Source organism: Roseovarius sp. THAF8, from assembly GCF_009363735.1.
In the GTDB taxonomy this organism is placed as follows: Bacteria; Pseudomonadota; Alphaproteobacteria; order Rhodobacterales; family Rhodobacteraceae; genus Roseovarius.
The window spans coordinates 552,599-571,244 of sequence record NZ_CP045410.1; the positions used below are offsets into that span (position 1 = coordinate 552,599).

At 64.7% G+C, this 18,646-nt stretch carries 17 protein-coding genes; 7 read left to right on the forward strand and 10 right to left on the reverse strand.

Annotated features, from left to right (window positions below; translation table 11 throughout):
* Positions 1–144: 144 nt before the first annotated feature.
* The 7 genes from FIU85_RS02660 to FIU85_RS02690 all read right to left on the reverse strand — a co-directional run bounded on the left by FIU85_RS02660 (position 145) and on the right by FIU85_RS02690 (position 7,966).
* Positions 145–1,938, reverse strand: coding sequence for a TRAP transporter fused permease subunit (locus FIU85_RS02660; protein WP_254702992.1), 1,794 nt, complete (start codon positions 1,936–1,938; stop codon positions 145–147).
* A 4-nt stretch (positions 1,939–1,942) separates the two neighbouring features.
* Positions 1,943–2,896 (reverse strand): TAXI family TRAP transporter solute-binding subunit, encoded by a 954-nt coding sequence (locus FIU85_RS02665; protein WP_152495755.1) that lies wholly within the window; start codon positions 2,894–2,896, stop codon positions 1,943–1,945.
* Positions 2,897–2,954: 58 nt separating this feature from the next.
* The gene (gene glnT / locus FIU85_RS02670; protein ID WP_152495756.1) at positions 2,955–4,289 is read right to left on the reverse strand and encodes a type III glutamate--ammonia ligase; all 1,335 of its coding nucleotides are present in this window, start codon (positions 4,287–4,289) and stop codon (positions 2,955–2,957) included.
* 42 nt (positions 4,290–4,331) lie between these two features.
* A complete protein-coding gene (locus tag FIU85_RS02675; RefSeq protein WP_152495757.1) occupies positions 4,332–5,669 on the reverse strand; it encodes an FMN-binding glutamate synthase family protein in 1,338 nt (445 codons plus the stop codon).
* Between the two features lie 12 nt (positions 5,670–5,681).
* Entirely contained in the window at positions 5,682–6,353 is a 672-nt protein-coding gene (locus tag FIU85_RS02680) for a protein GlxC (RefSeq protein ID WP_152495758.1), read from the reverse strand.
* Position 6,354: 1 nt separating this feature from the next.
* Positions 6,355–7,248 carry a glutamine amidotransferase family protein gene (locus FIU85_RS02685; RefSeq protein WP_152492203.1) on the reverse strand — a complete coding sequence of 298 codons (894 nt, stop codon included), beginning with the start codon at positions 7,246–7,248 and terminating at the stop codon, positions 6,355–6,357.
* A gap of 85 nt (positions 7,249–7,333) precedes the next feature.
* A complete protein-coding gene (locus FIU85_RS02690) occupies positions 7,334–7,966 on the reverse strand; it encodes an XRE family transcriptional regulator (RefSeq protein ID WP_152492202.1) in 633 nt (210 codons plus the stop codon).
* 198 nt (positions 7,967–8,164) lie between these two features.
* On the opposite strand from FIU85_RS02690, the gene FIU85_RS22475 reads away from it, so the two are divergent.
* Positions 8,165–8,290 carry a hypothetical protein gene (locus tag FIU85_RS22475; RefSeq protein ID WP_302849012.1) on the forward strand — a complete coding sequence of 42 codons (126 nt, stop codon included), beginning with the start codon at positions 8,165–8,167 and terminating at the stop codon, positions 8,288–8,290.
* 70 nt (positions 8,291–8,360) lie between these two features.
* Here FIU85_RS22475 and ndk read toward each other — a convergent pair whose 3' ends face one another.
* Positions 8,361–8,783, reverse strand: a complete 423-nt coding sequence (gene ndk / locus FIU85_RS02695; RefSeq protein ID WP_057793921.1) for a nucleoside-diphosphate kinase — start codon at positions 8,781–8,783, stop codon at positions 8,361–8,363.
* A 132-nt stretch (positions 8,784–8,915) separates the two neighbouring features.
* On the opposite strand from ndk, the gene FIU85_RS02700 reads away from it, so the two are divergent.
* The 3 genes from FIU85_RS02700 to FIU85_RS02710 are packed head-to-tail and all read left to right on the forward strand — an operon-like array spanning position 8,916 to position 12,054.
* Positions 8,916–10,781 carry an ABC-F family ATP-binding cassette domain-containing protein gene (locus FIU85_RS02700; RefSeq protein ID WP_152495759.1) on the forward strand — a complete coding sequence of 622 codons (1,866 nt, stop codon included), beginning with the start codon at positions 8,916–8,918 and terminating at the stop codon, positions 10,779–10,781.
* A 45-nt stretch (positions 10,782–10,826) separates the two neighbouring features.
* Positions 10,827–11,447, forward strand: a complete 621-nt coding sequence (locus FIU85_RS02705) for a MarC family protein (RefSeq protein ID WP_152492200.1) — start codon at positions 10,827–10,829, stop codon at positions 11,445–11,447.
* 25 nt (positions 11,448–11,472) lie between these two features.
* Complete coding sequence (locus tag FIU85_RS02710) at positions 11,473–12,054, forward strand: TIGR02281 family clan AA aspartic protease (RefSeq protein ID WP_152495760.1); 582 nt, start codon at positions 11,473–11,475, stop codon at positions 12,052–12,054.
* 15 nt (positions 12,055–12,069) lie between these two features.
* Here FIU85_RS02710 and FIU85_RS02715 read toward each other — a convergent pair whose 3' ends face one another.
* Entirely contained in the window at positions 12,070–12,525 is a 456-nt protein-coding gene (locus FIU85_RS02715; protein ID WP_152492198.1) for a DNA polymerase III subunit chi, read from the reverse strand.
* Positions 12,525–13,997: a leucyl aminopeptidase gene (locus FIU85_RS02720; protein WP_152495761.1), complete on the reverse strand. Its 1,473-nt coding sequence runs from the start codon at positions 13,995–13,997 to the stop codon at positions 12,525–12,527. Before FIU85_RS02720 ends, FIU85_RS02715 begins: the two co-directional genes overlap by 1 nt.
* Before the next feature lie 193 nt (positions 13,998–14,190).
* On the opposite strand from FIU85_RS02720, the gene lptF reads away from it, so the two are divergent.
* The 3 genes from lptF to lptD are packed head-to-tail and all read left to right on the forward strand — an operon-like array spanning position 14,191 to position 18,637.
* Positions 14,191–15,330, forward strand: coding sequence for an LPS export ABC transporter permease LptF (lptF, locus tag FIU85_RS02725; protein ID WP_152494448.1), 1,140 nt, complete (start codon positions 14,191–14,193; stop codon positions 15,328–15,330).
* Complete coding sequence (gene lptG / locus FIU85_RS02730; RefSeq protein ID WP_152492196.1) at positions 15,327–16,418, forward strand: LPS export ABC transporter permease LptG; 1,092 nt, start codon at positions 15,327–15,329, stop codon at positions 16,416–16,418. The genes lptF and lptG overlap by 4 nt, the downstream gene beginning before the upstream one ends.
* Positions 16,419–16,441: 23 nt before the next feature.
* Positions 16,442–18,637 (forward strand): LPS-assembly protein LptD, encoded by a 2,196-nt coding sequence (gene lptD, locus FIU85_RS02735; RefSeq protein ID WP_254702993.1) that lies wholly within the window; start codon positions 16,442–16,444, stop codon positions 18,635–18,637.
* Positions 18,638–18,646: the final 9 nt, after the last annotated feature.

Sequence of the window (18,646 nt, forward strand, 5' to 3'; positions counted from 1 at the left end):
GGTCCCGTTTCGGGACCGCGTTTTTCTTTGCAAATGCTTAACGGCGCGCGGTCCGTTCACACAAGCCTTCGGACAACGGCACCGACGCGAGGCCACCAAAATACCGACGCAATACCGACGTGGGTTTTTGCCCCCGATTCGCCGTTAAGAAATTGGCCAAAGGATCAAAACCAGCCCCACCGCGAACGCTGCAGCCCGCACTGGCCAGCCTTTCTTCAGCACCAGCGACAGGCTGACCAGCGCCAGCCCCGCGCCCACCTTGACCATCGCCAGAACCGCCCATCCGGGCGCTTCCGCCAACGCCGTGATGCCGGGGTTCGCCACCATCCCCAACGGGATCAGGTAGAGGCCTACACCCAGCGTCATCGCCGTCAGCGCGACCCGCAGCCAGTTCTCGCCGATCATCCCCGCCGCGATGAACACGGCCCCGCAGACGGGCGGCGTGATGGTCGACAAAAGCGCGTACCAGAAAACGAACAGATGCGCCTGCAAGGGCTCCATCCCCAGCTCGATCAGCGCCGGCCCGGCGACCGAGACGCAGATCACATAGGCCGCCGTCGTGGGCACCTCCATGCCCAGAATCAAGCAGGCGCAAGCGGTTAGCAGCAGTGACGGCCACAGCATCCCGCCCGAGGCCGACAGGATCAGCGAGGTGATCTTGACCCCCAGCCCCGTGACGCCCAGCACCCCGATGACCAATGAGGCGCAAAAGATGATCGCGCCGATCAGCGCCACCTGCCGCGCCGCGGTCATCAGCGCCGTCTCGGCCCGCTCCAGCGCGCGCCCCAGGTTCACCCGCAGGTCTGACCCCAACAAGAGCAGCGCCGCCCCGGCAAAGATCGACAGGCACGCGGCGTATTGCGGCGTCACCCGCATCACGAACATGCCCCACAGCAGGATCAGGAAGGGAACAAGGAAAAACCCTGACGTTACAATCACATCGCGCCGCGCGGGCCGATCCGCATCCGACAGCCCACGCAAGTCGAACCGCGCCGCATAGCCGTCGATCCCGACCCAGACGGCCCAGAAATACAAAAGCGCGGGCAGTGCCGCGGCTGCCATGACGCCGGTATAGGGCACCCCCGTCAGCTCGACCATGACGAAGGCCCCCGCCCCCATCAGCGGCGGCATGATCTGCCCGCCCGATGACGCCACCGCCTCCACCGCGCCGGCGATCCGCTTGGGGTATCCCAGCTTCTCCATCGCCGGCAGCGTCACCGCCCCGGTCGAGGCCACGTTGGCCGAGGCCGAGCCCGAGATCGAGCCGAAGAGCGCCGAACTCAGCACCGAGACCTTGGCGGCCCCGCCCCGCAGACGCCCCGCGGCGGCAGCGGCCACGTTCATGAACCCCTGCCCCGCCTCGCCCGCGTTCAGCACCGCGCCGAAGATGACAAAGATCGCCACCACGTTCACCGACACCTGTGTCAGCGACCCCCAAAGCGCGCCTTCAGCAATGGTCAGCGTGCCCAGAAAGCTCTCAATCGGCGTGCCCGAATGGCCGAAACGGCCCGGGATATATTGCCCGAACAGCCCGTATAGAAGCGCGATAGCCGCCACCAACGGCAGAGGCCAGCCAATCGCCCGCCGGGCCGCTTCCAGCACCACGAGGATCAGCACGGCGGCGATGGCCACCTGCCCCTGGCCTTCCAGAAACCCGTACTGGTCCCCCAGCATGTCGCGGTGAAGGACCACCCACAGCGCCGCGCCCACGCCAAGCCCCGCCAGCACATACCCGCTCTGGCGCATCAGCCCCGCCTGCCCCCAGATCAGCACCCAGGGCAGCACGAACACCAGGTGCATCGGACGACTGACCAGGTTCGGCACCAGCCCCCAGAACACCAGGCCGATATGAAACACCACCGAAGCCAGCGCCAGGCCAAGCCAGAAAAGCCGCGCAGGACCGGCCTGCGCGGCGGGATCGGGGGTCGTCAGGCTCACGTGGTCACTTCTGGGCGTCGGTCAGGGCGAGGCCCGCCTCTTCGTAATAGCGCACGGCGCCGGGATGGATCTGGCCGGTGATGTTCTCCATCAGGCCTTCGTCCACGCCATTCCACCACGCAGAGGATTCCGCCAGCTTGGCCTTGCTTTCCCAATAGGTCTTGGTCAGCTGATAGGCGGTCTCGTCATCCATCTTGGTTGTCGTGTAGGCCGCCACCGGCAGCGAGGTCGTCACGATATCCTCGTACTGCCCAGCATAGGTGCCAGCGGGAATGACCAGCTTGGTGCGCCCGGTCTCGGCGATCTGCTCATCGCTCATCGACAGCACCATCACACCAGTCGAGGCCGCGGCCTCGACCACGTTCGGCGCGGGCCACGAGCCTGCGGTCACGAACCCGTCGATCTGCCCGTTCTGCATGGCAGGAACAGCGTTCGACAGTTCCACGTCGGCGATCTCGACCTTGTCAGCCAGCCCGAAAAGGTCGAGATACTTCTCGCCCTCCGTCGCGCCGAAGCTTCCCTTGCCCAGCAGGATCGTCTTGCCTTCCAGGTCGGCCGGCGTCGTGGCGCCGCTTTCCTCGGTCATGACGAAATGCATGGTCAGCGACGGGATCGGGAACAGCGCGCGGATTTCATCAAAGGCCGGGTCGCCCTTGCCCTCGAACATGGCCTTGCCGCCCTGCGCCAGGCTGACCAGCACCGGGGGCGTGGTAAAGACGTAATCGCTGCCCCGCGCGCGCACTTCCATCACGTTCTGGACCGAGCCCTGGCTTTCCTCGACGGTGACGCTGATCTCGCCGTCCGAGGCCTCCTGCATGGCCTCGGCGATCTGCACGCCCATCTGGTAATAGGACGAGGCCGTCTTGGCCGATTTGTAGGTCACGCGGGTCTCGGCGGCGGCCGGCAGAGCCAGCATCGTGCCGGCCAGAACGGCGGCGGTCATACGGTGCAACTTCATGGTATCCTCCCAACTGTCTGGGGCGCATCAAGACACGCGCCCCGGACAGGGTCAATGGTCAGATATCCAGCGTATGGTCCTTTTCCCACTGGCTGAAATGCGCCATGTAGGAATCCCACTCCTGCCGCTTCATCTTCAGGAACGCGGACGAGAATTCCTCGCCCAGCATCGCCTTCAACTCGCTGTCCTTGTCGTAAAGCCGCAAGGCATCCAGCATGTTCAGCGGCAGTTTCGGCGCGCCCCGCACCTTGTGGCCTTCGGCGTACATGTCGATGTCGTACCGCTTGCCCGGATCGGCCTTGGACCGGATCCCGCTGAGGCCCGCCGCGATGACCACGGCTTGCAACAAATAGGGGTTCGCCGCCCCGTCCGCCAGCCGCAGCTCGAACCGCCCCGGCCCCGGCACGCGCACCATGTGGGTGCGGTTGTTGCCGGTCCATGTGACCGTGTTGGGCGCCCATGTGGCCCCCGACGTGGTGCGCGGCGCGTTGATCCGCTTGTAGCTGTTCACGGTCGGGTTGGTGATCGCTGCCATGCCGCTGGCGTGCTTCATGATCCCACCCAGGAAATGCGCGCCCCGGTCCGACAGGCCCAGTTCCGCCGTCGGGCTACCCTCGGCCTTGTCGGTGGCAAAGACGTTGGTCTTGGCCTTGGCACCGGGCGCGTCCCAGACCGAAATATGTACATGCGCGCCGTTGCCTGTAAGCCCTTCGACCGGCTTGGGCATGAAGGTCGCGCGAAAGCCGTGCTTTTCGGCCACTGACTTCGTCATGAACTTGAAGAACGAATGCCGGTCGGCTGTCACCAGAGCGTCGTCGAACTCCCAGTTCATCTCGAACTGGCCATTGGCGTCCTCGTGGTCATTCTGGTACGGGCCCCAGCCCAGATCCAGCATGTAGTCGCAGATCTCGCGCACCACGTCATAGCGGCGCATCACCGCCTGCTGGTCATAGCACGGCTTTTCGGCGGTATCGAACTCGTCACTCAACGAATTGCCGTCCGGAGTCAGCAGGAAATACTCCGCCTCTACGCCCGTCTTGACGTGCAGGCCTTCCTCGGCGGCCTCGGCAATCAGGCGGCGCAGCACGTTGCGCGGGGCCTGGGCCACGTCCTCGCCCTCCATCACCGGGTTGGCGGCGACCCACGCCACCTCGGGGTTCCACGGCAGCTGGATCACCGACTCCGGGTCCGGCACAGCCAGCATATCGGGATGCGCCGGTGTCATGTCCAGCCACGTGGCAAAGCCCGCGAACCCCGCGCCATCCTCCTGCATCTCGGCAATCGCCTGCGCCGGCACCAGCTTGGCGCGTTGTCCGCCAAACAGGTCGGTGAAGGAAATCATGAAATATTTGACGCCGTTCTTGTCGGCGAATTTCGCCAGGTCCGTGGCCATTGTCGTCTCCCCGTTTCTTGTCGTTGTTGATTATTGTCGCGATTACATACCGCCCTGCCCGGGAATCCAAGAGGTTCCCGCCAAAGGCACTCGCGCCATGGCGGCGGCCTCCACGGTAAGGGCTTGTAAATCTTCTGGCTCCAGGTTGTGCACGTGGTTCTTGCCGCAGGCCCGGGCCAAGGTCTGAGCCTCCAGCGTCAGGACCTTGAGGTAATTGTTCAGCCGCCGCCCGGCCTCGACCGGGTCCAGGCGTTTCGACAATTCCGGGTCCTGGGTGGAAATGCCGGCCGGGTCGCGGCCTTCGTGCCAGTCGTCGTAGGCCCCGGCGGTGGAGCCGAGCGCGTTGTACTCGGCCTCCCACTTGGGGTCGTTGTCGCCGATGGCCACCATGGCCGCCGTGCCGATGCTGACCGCATCCGCGCCAAGCGCCAGCGCCTTGGCCACGTCTGCGCCCGTGCGGATGCCGCCCGAGACGATCAGCTGCACCTTGCGGTGCATGCCCAGTTCCTGAAGCGCGGCCACGGCCTCGCGGATACACGCCAATGTCGGGATGCCGACATGCTCGATAAAGACGTCCTGCGTGGCGGCCGTGCCGCCCTGCATCCCGTCGATCACCACCACGTCCGCCCCGGCCTTCACGGCCAGCGTCGTGTCGAAGAACGGCCGCGCGGCGCCGACCTTGACGTAGATCGGCTTTTCCCAGCCGGTGATCTCGCGCAGCTCAAGGATCTTGATCTCCAGATCATCGGGGCCCGTCCAGTCCGGGTGGCGACAGGCCGAGCGCTGGTCGATCCCCTTGGGCAGCGTGCGCATCTCGGCCACGCGGTCCGAGATCTTCTGGCCCAAAAGCATCCCGCCGCCACCGGGCTTGGCGCCCTGGCCGACAACGACCTCGATGGCATCCGCTTTGCGCAAATCGACCGGGTTCATCCCGTAACGGCTAGGAAGGTATTGATAAACAAGCGTTCTCGATTGCCCGCGCTCTTCCGGCGTCATGCCGCCGTCCCCCGTGGTGGTCGAGGTTCCGGCCATGGACGCGCCACGCCCCAACGCCTCTTTCGCCTGCGCCGACAACGCGCCGAAACTCATGCCGGCAATGGTGATCGGGATCTTCAGCTCGATGGGTTTCTTGGCATAGCGCGTGCCCAGCACCACGTTCGTGTCACACCGCTCGCGATAGCCTTCCAGCGGATAGCGCGACATGGACGCACCCAGGAACACCAGGTCGTCGAAATGCGGCACCTTCCGCTTGGCCCCGCCGCCTCGGATATCGTAGATGCCGGTGGCCGCCGCGCGCCGGATCTCAGCGTTAACGTCAGGCGTGAAGGTATTGGAATATCTCGGCAAAGTCCGCGGAGAGGATTTTTGATTGTCGCTCATTTGTCCGTCTCCTCAATAGGCGTTGTCGACTTTGAAATTGTAGAGCTTGCGGGCCGAGCCATAGCGCTTGAACTCGGACGGATCGGGGTCGATCCCGGCCTTGCCCAGCAGCTCGGTCAGCTTCTCGATATGCTCGGGCCGCATTTCCTTTTCGATGCAGTCTGCGCCCAGGCTCTTGACGCTGCCCCGCACGAACAGCTTCGCCTCGTAGATCGAGTCGCCAAGCGCATCGCCCGCATCCCCGCACACCACCAGGTGCCCCGCCTGCCCCATGAAGGCCGACATATGCCCCACATTACCGCCCACCACGATGTCGATCCCCTTCATCGAGATCCCGCAGCGGGACGAGGCATTGCCCTTGATCACCAGGAGGCCCCCATGCCCGGTCGCCCCGGCATACTGGCTGGCATCGCCTTCGACGATCACTGTGCCGCTCATCATGTTCTCGGCCACGCCGGGGCCGACATTGCCAGCCACGCGGACCGTCGCCTGCTGGTTCATGCCCGCACAATAATAGCCGGTCGAGCCCTTCACGGTCACATCCAGCGGTGCATCCAGACCCACCGCGATGGCATGGCTGCCACGCGGGTTCACCACTTCCCAGCCGGTCTCGTTGCCGCTGGCCCCTTGCAGCGCGGCGTTCAGCCCGCGCAGCCCATCCGCTTCCAAATCGTATGTCTGCATCTCAATGGCTCCAGAAATAAACGGTGGCAGGCTCCGGCTCCCACACGCGGGCGTCCTCGATCCCCGGCAGGTTCACCAGCGCGCGATACTCGCTGCCGAAGGCCACGTATTGATCGGTCTCGGCCATCACGGCCGGTTTGCAGGCAATGGGATCGCGCAGCACGCCGAACCCGTCCTTGGTGCCGACCACAAAGGTATAAAACCCGTCCAGGTCCGCCAGCCCCGCCTCCAGCGCTTCACCAAGTGTATGACCTTGCTGCATTTTCCACGTCAGGTAGGCCGCGGCGACCTCGGTGTCGTTCTGCGTCTCCACCTCGATTCCTTCACGCGCCAGTTGCCGGCGCAGCGCGTTGTGATTGCTGAGCGACCCGTTATGGACAAGGCACTGGTCGGACCCCGTGGAAAACGGGTGCGCCCCCAGCGTGGTAACCGCGCTCTCGGTGGCCATGCGGGTATGCCCGATGCCATGGCTGCCGGTGAGCTTGGGAATGTCGAAGCGTTTCGCCACGTCCCCCGGCAGACCGACTTCCTTGTAGATCTCGATGATATCGCCCGCGCTCATCACACGAATATCCGGGCGCAGCCGCTTGATCGCCTGCCGCGCCGCCGACACCTTGTCCTGCGGCAGGTCCAGCACCGCGTGAGTATCGATCACCCGCTGGCTGAGGCTGGTACCCACCTCCTTGCCGATCTCCTCGGCAAGGCCCTCGAACTGGCTTGGCTCGGCGGCTTGCAGGGTCAGCTTCGCCTGCCCGTCGCGATCCGTGCCGTAAACCGCGATGCCCGCACTGTCGGGCCCGCGGTCGGACATTGTGATCAGCATGTCGGTCAGCATTTCGCCCAAGCGCGGCTCAAGCGTCTTGTCCTTCAGGAACAGTCCAACGATTCCACACATATCGATGTCTCCTATGTTGCAGAGACGCTAATACGGCGGGAAAGAAGACGCAATGGGGTGAATTAAATATTCTTGTGGGGAATATTTATCGTTCGCCCTGCGGATAAGAGATTACCGACAGGTAGCGGATCGGCAAGCTCAGCAATTCGTCAGGGCCATGCGGCGCGTCGGCATCGAAAAACAGGCTGTCGCCGGGCCGAAGGTGAAATCGCTGGTCACCATGGCGATACCCCACCTCGCCCTCCAGAATATAGAGCAACTCTATTCCGTCGTGCTGAAAGGTGGGAAAGACGTCCGATTCCTCGTTGAGCGTGATCAGGTAGGGTTCCACCACGACACCGCTGTTGTTGGCGCCGATGTGGCCCAGAAGGTTGTATTGATGCCCCGCCCGCGTACCGGCGCGCTCCATCTCGACGGCCTCGCCCGCCTTGACATGCACCACTTCGCGCCGCTCCTCGAACCGGCGGAAGAACGCCGTGATCGGCACGCTCAGCGCGGTCGACAGCGCCTGCAACGTGGTCAGCGACGACGATGTGACGCCGTTCTCGATCTTCGACAGCATGCCGACTGACAGGCCCGTGACGTCCGACAGGTCCGACACGGTCATGCCACGGGTCTTGCGGAACTCGCGCACGGCCCGCCCGATGGCGGTTTCCAGGTTCATGTCCTGATGCTCACGAACCTTGTGCGGGTCCTGATTCAGCTTTCCGGGGGCCATGGGATCTGCACTTTTTCTCGTTTCGGAACTTACCCTTGCACGGTCTTGGACGCGATTACGATACAAATTTCACGGCGAATGCCGCAATCCCGCCACATTTCGGCCCAACTTAAGTCCATGTTGACGGCAACCCTGTTCGGATAACCAGGCGCCGGTCGGCGCTTTCCGGCCGGTCTGACCCAAAAAAGGAGCAGGCACATGGCAACGACCCCCGACCTCCCCCAGAAGTCACAGAAACCCGCACCGACACCGCGCAACGTCGTGCGCAAGGACGCCAAGGTGGTCATCTCGAGACAGGTCTTCACCGACTTCGCCGCGATCTGAAGCGCCCGGCGCAGACAAAAACGGCGCGACCCGAAGATCACGCCGTCTTTGCTCTTCTGTCTCGGTGCGGTCAGCCGACCAGTTCGAGACCTGAAAAGAAATAAGCGATTTCCACCGCTGCCGTCTCCGGCGCGTCGGACCCGTGAACCGAATTCTCGCCGACCGACTCCGCGAATTCCGCGCGGATCGTGCCCGGGGCCGCATCGGCGGGGTTCGTGGCGCCCATCACTTCGCGGTTCTTGGCAATCGCGCCTTCGCCTTCCAGCACCTGCACGACGACCGGCTCGGACGCCATGAATTCGCACAGTTCGTCGTAGAACGGACGCTCGGAATGCACGGCGTAGAACACGCCGGCCTGCGCCTTGGACAGGTGAATCCGCTTCTGCGCGATGATGCGCAGGCCGGCATCCTCGAACTTGGCATTGATCTTGCCGGTCAGGTTGCGTTTGGTGGCATCGGGTTTGATGATGCTGAGCGTGCGTTCGACAGCCATAGTAGCCTCTTTTCGTATCAGTCGTGGCGCAAACCCCATGCCTGCGCCGATGTTCGGCGCCCCGATAGCATGGGGGTGCATGATTGAAAAGCTGCGATTGACGGCGCGGGCGCGATACGGCATGCGGTGCGCATGTTGCGTCTTGATGACATAAGTTTCTCGGTCGCCGGCCGCCCCCTGATCGAGGGGGCATCGGCCGTCATCCCAGCGGGCCACAAGGTGGGTCTGGTTGGCCGCAACGGCACCGGCAAGACCACGCTTTTCCGCATGATCCGGGGCGAACTGCCGCTGGACACCGGCACGATCTCCTTGCCCGAACGCGCCCGCATCGGTGGCGTCGACCAGGAGGTGCCGGGCAACGAGGTGGCGCTGATCGACACCGTTCTGGCCGCCGACACCGAGCGCAGCGCCTTGATGGCCGAGGCCGAAACGTCGACGGACGGCACGCGGATCGCCGAAATTCAGACGCGCCTGGCCGATATCGACGCCTGGAGCGCCGAGGCCCGTGCGGCGACCATCCTCAAGGGTCTGGGGTTCACCGACGAAGAACAGGACCAGCCCTGCTCGGCCTTCTCGGGCGGCTGGCGGATGCGCGTGGCGCTGGCTGCGGTGCTTTTCACCGCGCCCGATCTGCTGCTGCTCGACGAGCCCACGAACTATCTCGACCTCGAAGGCGCGCTCTGGCTGGAAAGCTACCTCGCGCGCTATCCCCATACCGTTCTGGTCATCAGCCACGACCGAGGACTCTTGAACCGCGCCGTGGGGGCGATCCTGCATCTGGAAGACCGCAAGCTGACGCTCTACCAGGGCGGCTACGACACCTTTGCGGAAACCCGCGCCGCGCGGCTGGCCAATGCCGAGGCCGAGGCGAAGAAACAGGAGGCGCGCCGCGCCCACCTGCAATCCTATGTCGACCGATTCCGCTACAAGGCGGACAAGGCGAAACAGGCGCAGTCCCGCATCAAGGCGCTGGAGAAGATGAAGCCGATCTCGCGCCCGCAAGAGGCCGCGCTGCGCCGCTTTACCTTCCCCGAGCCCGACCAGCTGTCGCCGCCCATTCTGAGGCTGGACAATGTGGCCACGGGCTATGACGGCGTGCCGGTCTTGCAGCGCCTGACGCTGAGGATCGACCAGGACGACCGGATCGCGCTTCTGGGGCGCAACGGCGAAGGGAAGTCCACGCTTTCCAAGCTGTTATCGGGTAAACTTGAGGTTCTGGACGGCAAGAAACACGCCGCCTCGAAACTGCGCGTGGGCTATTTCGCGCAGCACCAGGTGGACGAGTTGCACCTCGACGAAAGCCCGCTCGATCACATCCGGCGCCTTTATCCCGATGACGGCCAGGCCAAGCTGCGCGCGCGGCTGGGCGGCTTCGGGATCGGCGCGGAACAGGCCGACACATTGGTGGCGAAACTCTCGGGTGGGCAGAAGGCCCGGCTGTCGCTGATGCTGGCCACGATCGACGCGCCGCACATGCTGATCCTCGACGAGCCGACCAACCATCTCGATATCGAGAGCCGCGAGGCGCTGGTCGAGGCGCTGACGGACTACACCGGCGCGATCATCCTCGTCAGCCACGACATGCACCTGCTGGAACTGGTGGCCGACCGGCTGTGGCTGGTCAAGGACGGCACGGTAAAGCCCTACGAGGGCGACCTGCAAACCTATCGCGCCGCCCTGCTGGACCAGAAGCCCCCGAAAAAGGAAGCGGCAACGGCGGCGGTGGAAAAGCCTGCGCCGAAGCCAAAACGCCCCCCTCGCGACACCGTTCTGGAGTTGCGGCATGACGTGAAGTCCTGCGAACAGCGCGTGGAAAAGCTGAACGTGATGCGCGACAAGATCGCGGCCAAGTTGGCCGATCCCACGATCTACAGCGATGCCAAGGCGAACGACATGGAAGCCTGGCAGCGCAAGTATGCCGAGGTGATGGAGGGACTCGACCGGGCCGAGGCGCTATGGCTGGCTGCACTGGAACGGCTGGACGCGGCGGAAAACTAGTCACAAGCGGTTTACAAGCCGCGCATCGCATCGCAAACCACGCGTATGGACCCCAGTTTCCTCATCACCGCCTGGGTGGCGCTCTTCGTCATCATCGACCCGATCGGGATGACTCCGCTTTTCGTGGCGCTGACCCAAGGCGACAGCCCGGCGCGCCGCCGCGCCATCGCCTTGCGCGCCTGCGTTGCCGGGGCGCTTATCCTGATCGTGTTTGCCAGCTTCGGCGAATCCGTGCTGGACTTCGTCGGCATTTCGATGCCCGCCTTCCGGATCGCGGGCGGGCTTCTGTTGTTTCTGACCGCGCTCGACATGTTGTTCGAACGGCGCACCAAGCGGCGCAAGGACCAGGCCGACGAGGAAGACGACCGCGACGACCCCTCGATCTACCCGCTGGCCATTCCGCTGATCGGCGGTCCGGGCGCGATCACCACCGTGATCCTGCTGGCCGGACAGCAACCCGGGATCGAGGGACTCGCCTGGGTCATCGGCGTGATGCTGAGCGTGGTGACGCTCGTGTTCCTGCTGTTCCTGACCGCCGGCCTGCTGGAACGCGCCCTGGGGCGGACCGGCATCAACGTCATCACCCGCCTTCTGGGGATGCTGCTGGCCGCGCTGGCGGTTCAGTTCGTGCTGGACGGATTGAAGGGGTTTGGGCTGGCGGGCTGACGCGCCGCTGCTTATATCTTGCGCCATGACCGGAGATGACACCGCACGACTGATCTACCTCGCGCTGCTCGGCGCAGCAGTCGTCGCGTGGTTTTTCGCGCAGAACCGCACCTCGCTGGGCAAGAACATGCAATATGTCGTGGTCTGGGGTCTGATCTTCGTGGGCGCCATCGCCGCCGTCGGGCTTTGGGGCGATATCCGCAACACCGCAAGCCCCGCATCCTACACGACTTTGGGCGAAGATCAGATCGAGTTGCGCCGGGCGCTGGACGGGCATTACTATGTCACGGCCGAGGTGAACGGCGCCCCGGTGGATTTCGTGGTGGACACCGGCGCGACGCTGATCGTGCTGACCCGGGCCGATGCCGAGAGCGCCGGCCTAAACACGGACGACCTCGCTTTCATCGGGCGGGCCGGCACCGCCAACGGCACGGTCAGCACCGCGCCGGTGCGCCTGGACAGCCTGAAGATCGGCCCGCTGGAGGACCGCGGCATCGCGGCGTCGGTCAATGGCGGCGAACTGGACCGATCGCTTTTGGGCATGAGCTATCTCGAGCGGTTCTCGAATGTGCAGATTTCCGACGGAAAGATGATCCTGACCCGCTAGACGGAAGCGCGTCCCTCACGCCTCGGCTTTCTTCTCCCACCGGCCCGACTCCTCGGACCAGTATTGCGCAGAACAACTCGCGCCAGTCAGGGTCTTCCACTGGCCACGGGCGTGGTTCAGAGCCTGGTCGTCGTTGCCGTCGAACAGGATGCAGGTCCGTTCCAGCGCCTGCACCTCGTCGGGTGACACCTCGGCGCCGTCGACGCTCATGATGCAGACGGCGCCGTTGGTCACCGCGCCGGTGCTCAGCAGGATCGGCTGGCGGGTATCATGCGGCCCGCCCGCGCGCCCGTGCGGAAGAAAGCCCTCCTCGGGCCCCAGCCACAGTTTTTCGTCCAGCCAGTCCAGCCGCGCCTCCTGCGTGCCGCGCACCAGCACGCGCCATCCCGCGCCGCGCGCCTTGTCCAGCAGCATCGGCAGCGTCGCCTCCAGCGGACGGCGGGTCAGGTGATAGAAATAAACCGCGCCCATCACTCCCCTTCGTATTGATCGGCCACAAGCCGGTCGAGGCTCATGACGCCCCAGCCGGTCGAGCCCTTGGGGGCGAAATCCGTGTCCTTGGTCACCCGCGCCACGCCCGCGATATCAAGGTGGATCCAGGGCGTCCCTTCCTCGACAAAACGTTGCAGGAACTGCGCCGCGGTGATCGAGCCGGCGGGCCGTCCGCCCACGTTCTTCATATCGGCGATGTCGGACTTGAGCTGCTTGTCATAGGCCTCGCCCAGCGGCAGGCGCCAGGCCCCCTCGCCCTCGTTCTTGGCGGCACGCAGGAACTTGTCGCAGAAATTGTCGTCGTTGGAAAAGACGCCCGCGTTCTCATGCCCAAGCGCAATGATCATCGCCCCCGTCAGCGTGGCGAGATCGACGATCGCGGAGGGCTTGTAGGTCTGCTGCGCGTACCACAGCACATCGGCCAACAGCAGGCGTCCCTCGGCGTCGGTGTTGATGATCTCGACCGTGTCACCCTTCATCGAGGTAAACACGTCACCGGGGCGATAGGCCTCGCCCGAGGGCATGTTCTCGACCAGCCCGACAAGGCCCACGACATTGGCCTTGGCCTGGCGCAGCGCGAGGGCGCGCATCGTGCCGACGACCACGCCTGCGCCGCCCATGTCCATGGTCATGTCCTCCATGCCCGTGGGCACCTTCAGCGAAATGCCCCCGGTGTCGAAAACCACGCCCTTGCCGACCAGCGCCAGCGGCGCATCGCCGTCGCGGCCGCCAGACCATTCCATCACTGCAACCTTCGTGGGCGAAGCCGACCCCTGCCCCACGGCCAGCAGCAGCCCCATCCCCTGCCTTTCAAGCTCGTCTTCTTCAAGGATGGTGATCTTCAGCCCTAGGCTCTCCATCTCCTTGATGCGCTTGGCGAATTCGGCGGTGGTCAAGTGGTTCGCCGGTTCCGACACCAGGTCGCGCGTCATCAACACGCCCTCGGCCACCGCCAGGGCGGATTTCGCCGCCTCGGTGGCCTCGTCGGGCTTGCCGACCATGATTGACACCGCGCCCGGTTCCTCGGGTTGCTTCGACTTGCGCGCATCGAACGAGTAAGCCCGCAGTGCGATCCCCTGCGCCAGCTCGCCCAGCCGCCGCGCGGTGCCCGCCAGCACCAGAAGCGGCGCCTCGCCCTTCAACTTGCCCAGGGCCGCACCAGCCTTGCGCGTCTCGACCGGGTCCGCCCCGCGCTCCAGGCACAGCACGTCCAGCGCCTTGGCAGCCAGGCCCGTGGGCCAGGCCAAGGTCACCACTTGCCCGGGTTTGGTCTTTTCCCACGCCTCGCTTTCCAGCAGGCGCTTGACCGCCCCCTTGGTCAGCCGGTTCACGCGCCGCGCACCGGGGCCCATCTTGCCGCTGGGTGTGACGATCACCGCGACGCGGCCTTCCGCTGCGGCAATGGCGTCGAGGTCCAGGTCGGTGAAGGTGACGGAAACGGGCGTGCTCATGGGATGCTCCTTGCGCGGAAATTGTCTGTCTTTCGTCACCAGACCTAGCGCCTCGCGAAGTGGAAGGCCAGTGCCGGCCGCAAACCGCCGGCCCGCGTCGCTTTATCGGTTTTCCCCCGCAATCAAATCGCATAACTTCCCCTGAAATGCTGCTAGACCGCGGGGGGAAAGCGTGACCAGATTCGACAGGTACATGCTGTCGCAATTCATGGTGCTGTTCGGGTTCTTCGCACTTGTGCTGGTGTCGATCTTCTGGATCAACAAGGCGGTGCGGATGTTCGACCGGCTGATCGGCGACGGCCAGCCTGCCTGGATCTTCCTCGAGTTCACCGCCCTGACCCTGCCCGGCGTAATCGGCGTGGTCCTGCCCATCGCGACCTTCGCCGGGGCGGTCTATGTCACCAACCGGATGACCACGGAGTCCGAGATGACGGTGATGCAGGCCACCGGCTATTCGCCCTGGCGCCTGATCCGCCCGGTGCTGATCTACGGGATCCTGATCGCGCTCATGATGTCGGTGCTCAGCCACTACCTGATCCCCAAGAGCCTGAGCCAGTTGCGCCTGCGCCAGGCCGAGGTCAGCCAGAACATCACCGCCAAGCTCCTGACCGAGGGAGAGTTCCTGCACCCGGCCCCCGGCATTACCTTCTATATCCGCGACATCACGCCCGAAGGCGAATTGCGCGATGTCTTCCTGTCGGACCGGCGCAACGCCCAGACGCCGGTAACCTACACCTCCACCCAGGCCTATCTCGTTCAGGAAGGCGGCGGTACCAAACTGGTGATGGTCGAGGGGCTGGCACAGAACCTGCGCGCCGAGGGCAACCGCCTGTTCACGACCCATTTCGACGATTTTTCCTATGACATCAGCAGGCTCATCTCGCGCGATCCCACGAACCTGAACCGCGTGGACTTCGCGCTGACCGGCGATCTGCTCTTCCGCTCGGCCGAGATGGCCGAGATCACCGGCAGAACGGTGCCCGAGGTTCTCTACGAGGCGCATGGCCGCATTGCGCAGGCCCTGATGTGCATCGTCGCCGCCCTGATCGGGTTTGCCACGCTGCTGGTGGGCACCTACAGCCGGTTCGGCGTCTGGTGGCAGATCGTGGGCGCCTTCACCTTGCTGGTGATGATCAAGATGGTCGAGGGCGCCGTGTCGGGCGCGGTCCTTGCGAGCGCAACCGCCTGGCCCCTGATCTACCTGCCGACCGGCATCGGCGCGGGGCTGACCGTGATCCTGCTCTACCTTGCGGCGCATCCCGGCTTCGTGCGGCGGCTCTGGCCGTTCGGGCCGCGCCGCGGCCCCTCGGGCCCGGCGGAGGGCGCGGCATGATCCTGCACTATTATTTCGCCCGCAAGTTCCTGTGGACCTTCGTCGCCATCGCATCGGTCTTCGTGATCCTTCTGGCCTTGATCGACCTCGTGGACGAGCTTCAGGACTTTCCCGACCTGCCCTTCGTGGATGTGCTTGGCGTCGTATTGCTCAACGTGCCGCACGCCAATTACGAAATCCTGCCGCTGGTCGTGATCCTGTCCGCCGTCGCCCTCTTTCTGCGGCTGGCGCGGTCGTCCGAACTGGTCGTGACGCGGGCCGCGGGCCGCTCGGCCCTGCGCAGCCTGGCCGCACCCGTCACGGTGGCGGCGCTGATCGGGGTCTTGTCGATCACCATGCTCAACCCGCTCGTCGCGGCGGCGTCGAAACGCTACAACGACGTGGTGAACACCTACATGGGCGGCGGCACCAGCGTTCTGGCCATCGCGTCCGAGGGCCTGTGGCTGCGCCAGGGCAGTTCCGAGGGCCAGACCGTGATCCACGCCGCTCGGGCCAGTTCCGACGTCACCACGCTCTATGACGCGACGTTCATCAACTTTTCCCCCGAGGGCGAACCCGAGCAGCGCATCGTGGCCGAGACGGCAAGCCTCGCGGCCGGCCAGTGGGACCTGAAGAACGCCAAGATCTGGGATCTTTCGCCAGGCCGGAATCCCGAGGCGTCTGCCGAGGAGATCGCGCAGCTAGAGCTTCCGTCGGCGCTCACTCAGGACCGCATCATCGACAGCTTCGGCAAGCCGGAATACATCTCGCTGTGGGACCTTCCCGCGTTCATCAATCAGCTGGAAGAGGCCGGATTCTCGGCCCGCAGGTACGCCGTGTGGTTCCAGATGGAGCTGTCGCGCCCGCTCTTTCTGGTGGCGCTCGTCATGGTCGCCGCCGCCTTCACGATGCGGCACGCGCGGCTCAGCAACACCGGCGTCTCGGTGCTGATCGCGGTGATGCTGGGCTTTACCCTGCATTACATCCGCAACTTTGCTCAGATCCTTGGAGAAAACGGACAGATCCCGGTCTACCTCGCGGCCTGGGCCCCGCCGGTGGCGTCCTTCATGCTGGCGGCTGGCATCCTGCTGCACCTGGAGGATGGATGAGGCGCGGGCTGGCCATATGCGCGGTGCTGACTGCACTTGCCTTCGGCTATGGCGCCGGCGCCGATGCGCAGGGCCGAGTCGACGGCGCGCTGCCGGCCGGGTCCGGGGAATCGGCGCAGCCGGCAGTGCTGGTGGCCGATGACGTGTTCCTCAACGGAAACGAGCAACTGGTGGCCACCGGCAATGTCGAGGCGCTCTACGACGGTCGCAGGCTCAAGGCATCACGGATCGTCTATGACCGGACAACCGAGACCCTGAGTGTCAGCGGACCGATCTCGCTGGAAGAAGCCGACGGCACCATGTTCGTTCTGGCCGACAGTGCGGAACTGGACCGCGAGATGCGCAATGGCCTGATGACCGGAGCCCGGATCGTGATGGACGACCAGATTCAACTGGCCGCCAACGAGCTGGCGCGGGTTAACGGCCGCTACAACCAGCTTTACAAGGCCGCCGTCACCTCGTGCCGGGTCTGCAACTCGCAAAGTCCACCGCTCTGGCAACTGCGCGCGCGCCGGGTCGTTCACGACCAGCAGGAAAGGCAGCTTTACTTTGACGGTGCCCAGTTCCAAGTGTTGGGCACGCCGGTCTTCTACCTGCCCCGCCTGCGCCTGCCCGATCCGACGCTGGAACGCGCCACCGGATTCCTGGTGCCGACGCTAAACAACTCGTCGCTTCTGGGCTTCGGGGCGCGGGTGCCGTATTTCATCCGCATCGGCGATCACAAGGACCTGACCGTGACGCCGTATATCTCGACCGAAACCCGCACACTGGAACTGCGCTACAGGCAAGCGTTCCGTAACGGCCTAGTCGAGGTCGAAGGCGCGCTCAGCGACGATGATATCGGTGGGCGCAGCTTCAAATCCTACGTTTTCGCCGAGGGTACCTTTGCCCTTCCGCGCGATTTCACCCTGCGCTTCGACATCGAAGCCGTGAATGACGACACCTACCTGCTGGATTACGGGTATTCCGGCAAGGACCGGCTGGACAGCGAGATCTCGGTCGAGCGCGCCCGGCGCGACGAATACATCCGCGTGGCACTGACAGGGTTTCGGTCGCTGCGCGCCGGAGAGAGCAATTCGACCCTGCCCACAATCGTGTCGAACGGGGAGTACGAAAAGCGCATCCAGCTGGCCTATGCTCCGGGCGGAGAGATTCGCCTCGGCTTTCTCAGCCACGCGCATTATCGCTCGTCCGACCTTGCGATCGACGGGCCCGATTTCGATCCCTTCGCCGATGGGCGCGACGTGGGCCGCTTTACCCTCAGCGCGGACTGGCACCGAAGCTGGACCCTTGGCCCCGGCGTGCTGGCCTCGGCGCAGGTGGGCTTGGCAGTCGACAGTTTCCACATTAGACAGGCCGGTCTCACCAGCCGGTCGGACGCGGTCGAAGTCACGCCCTCCGCCTCGGTCGAGCTGCGCTGGCCGCTTGTGAAAACCACCTCGAACGGTGCAACGCACGTCGTTGAACCGGTGATGCAGCTGGCCTGGGTCGGGGGCAGCAACCCCTTTGTGCCCAATGACGAAAGCACGCGGATCGAATTCGACGAAGGCAACCTGTTCGCCACATCCCGCTTTACCGCGCCGGACCGGCGCGAACGCGGCTTCAGCTCCGCCTACGGGCTAAGCTGGACCCGCTATGGGAACAAGGGCTGGCAAAGCACGTTCGCCGTCGGACAGGTGGTCCGCGACGAGGTGCAAATCGATCCTGCCGGCGGGTTTGCCTTTACCAATTCCTCGGGCCTGCAGGACCGCTATTCGGACCTTCTGATTGCGGGACAATTCAAGACCGACGACGGCCTGGCCATCACCGCGCGCGGTCTTTTCGACGACGATTTCGTCACGACCAAGGCCGAGGCGCGGGCAAGCTGGCGCAACGACCGCGCCCAGGTGGGCGGCACCTATATCTGGCTGCGCAATGACGTGGCCGAGGCCCGACCGAACAATATCTCCGAATGGGCGTTCGACGCCTCCTACCGACTGTCCCGGCACTGGACCGGCAGCGCCGACTGGCGTTACGACGTGGCCAGCGACGAATCCGTCCGCGCCGGGATCGGGGTCACATACACCAACGAGTGCGTGGATATCTCGCTTTCGGCCTCGCGTCGGTTCACCTCTTCCACTATCCTCGTGCCATCGACCGATATCAGTTTCACGGTGGGGCTTCGTGGCTTCACCACCAAGACAAGAGACAAGAGTTACGTCCGGACATGCGAGCAATGATGCCAAGAC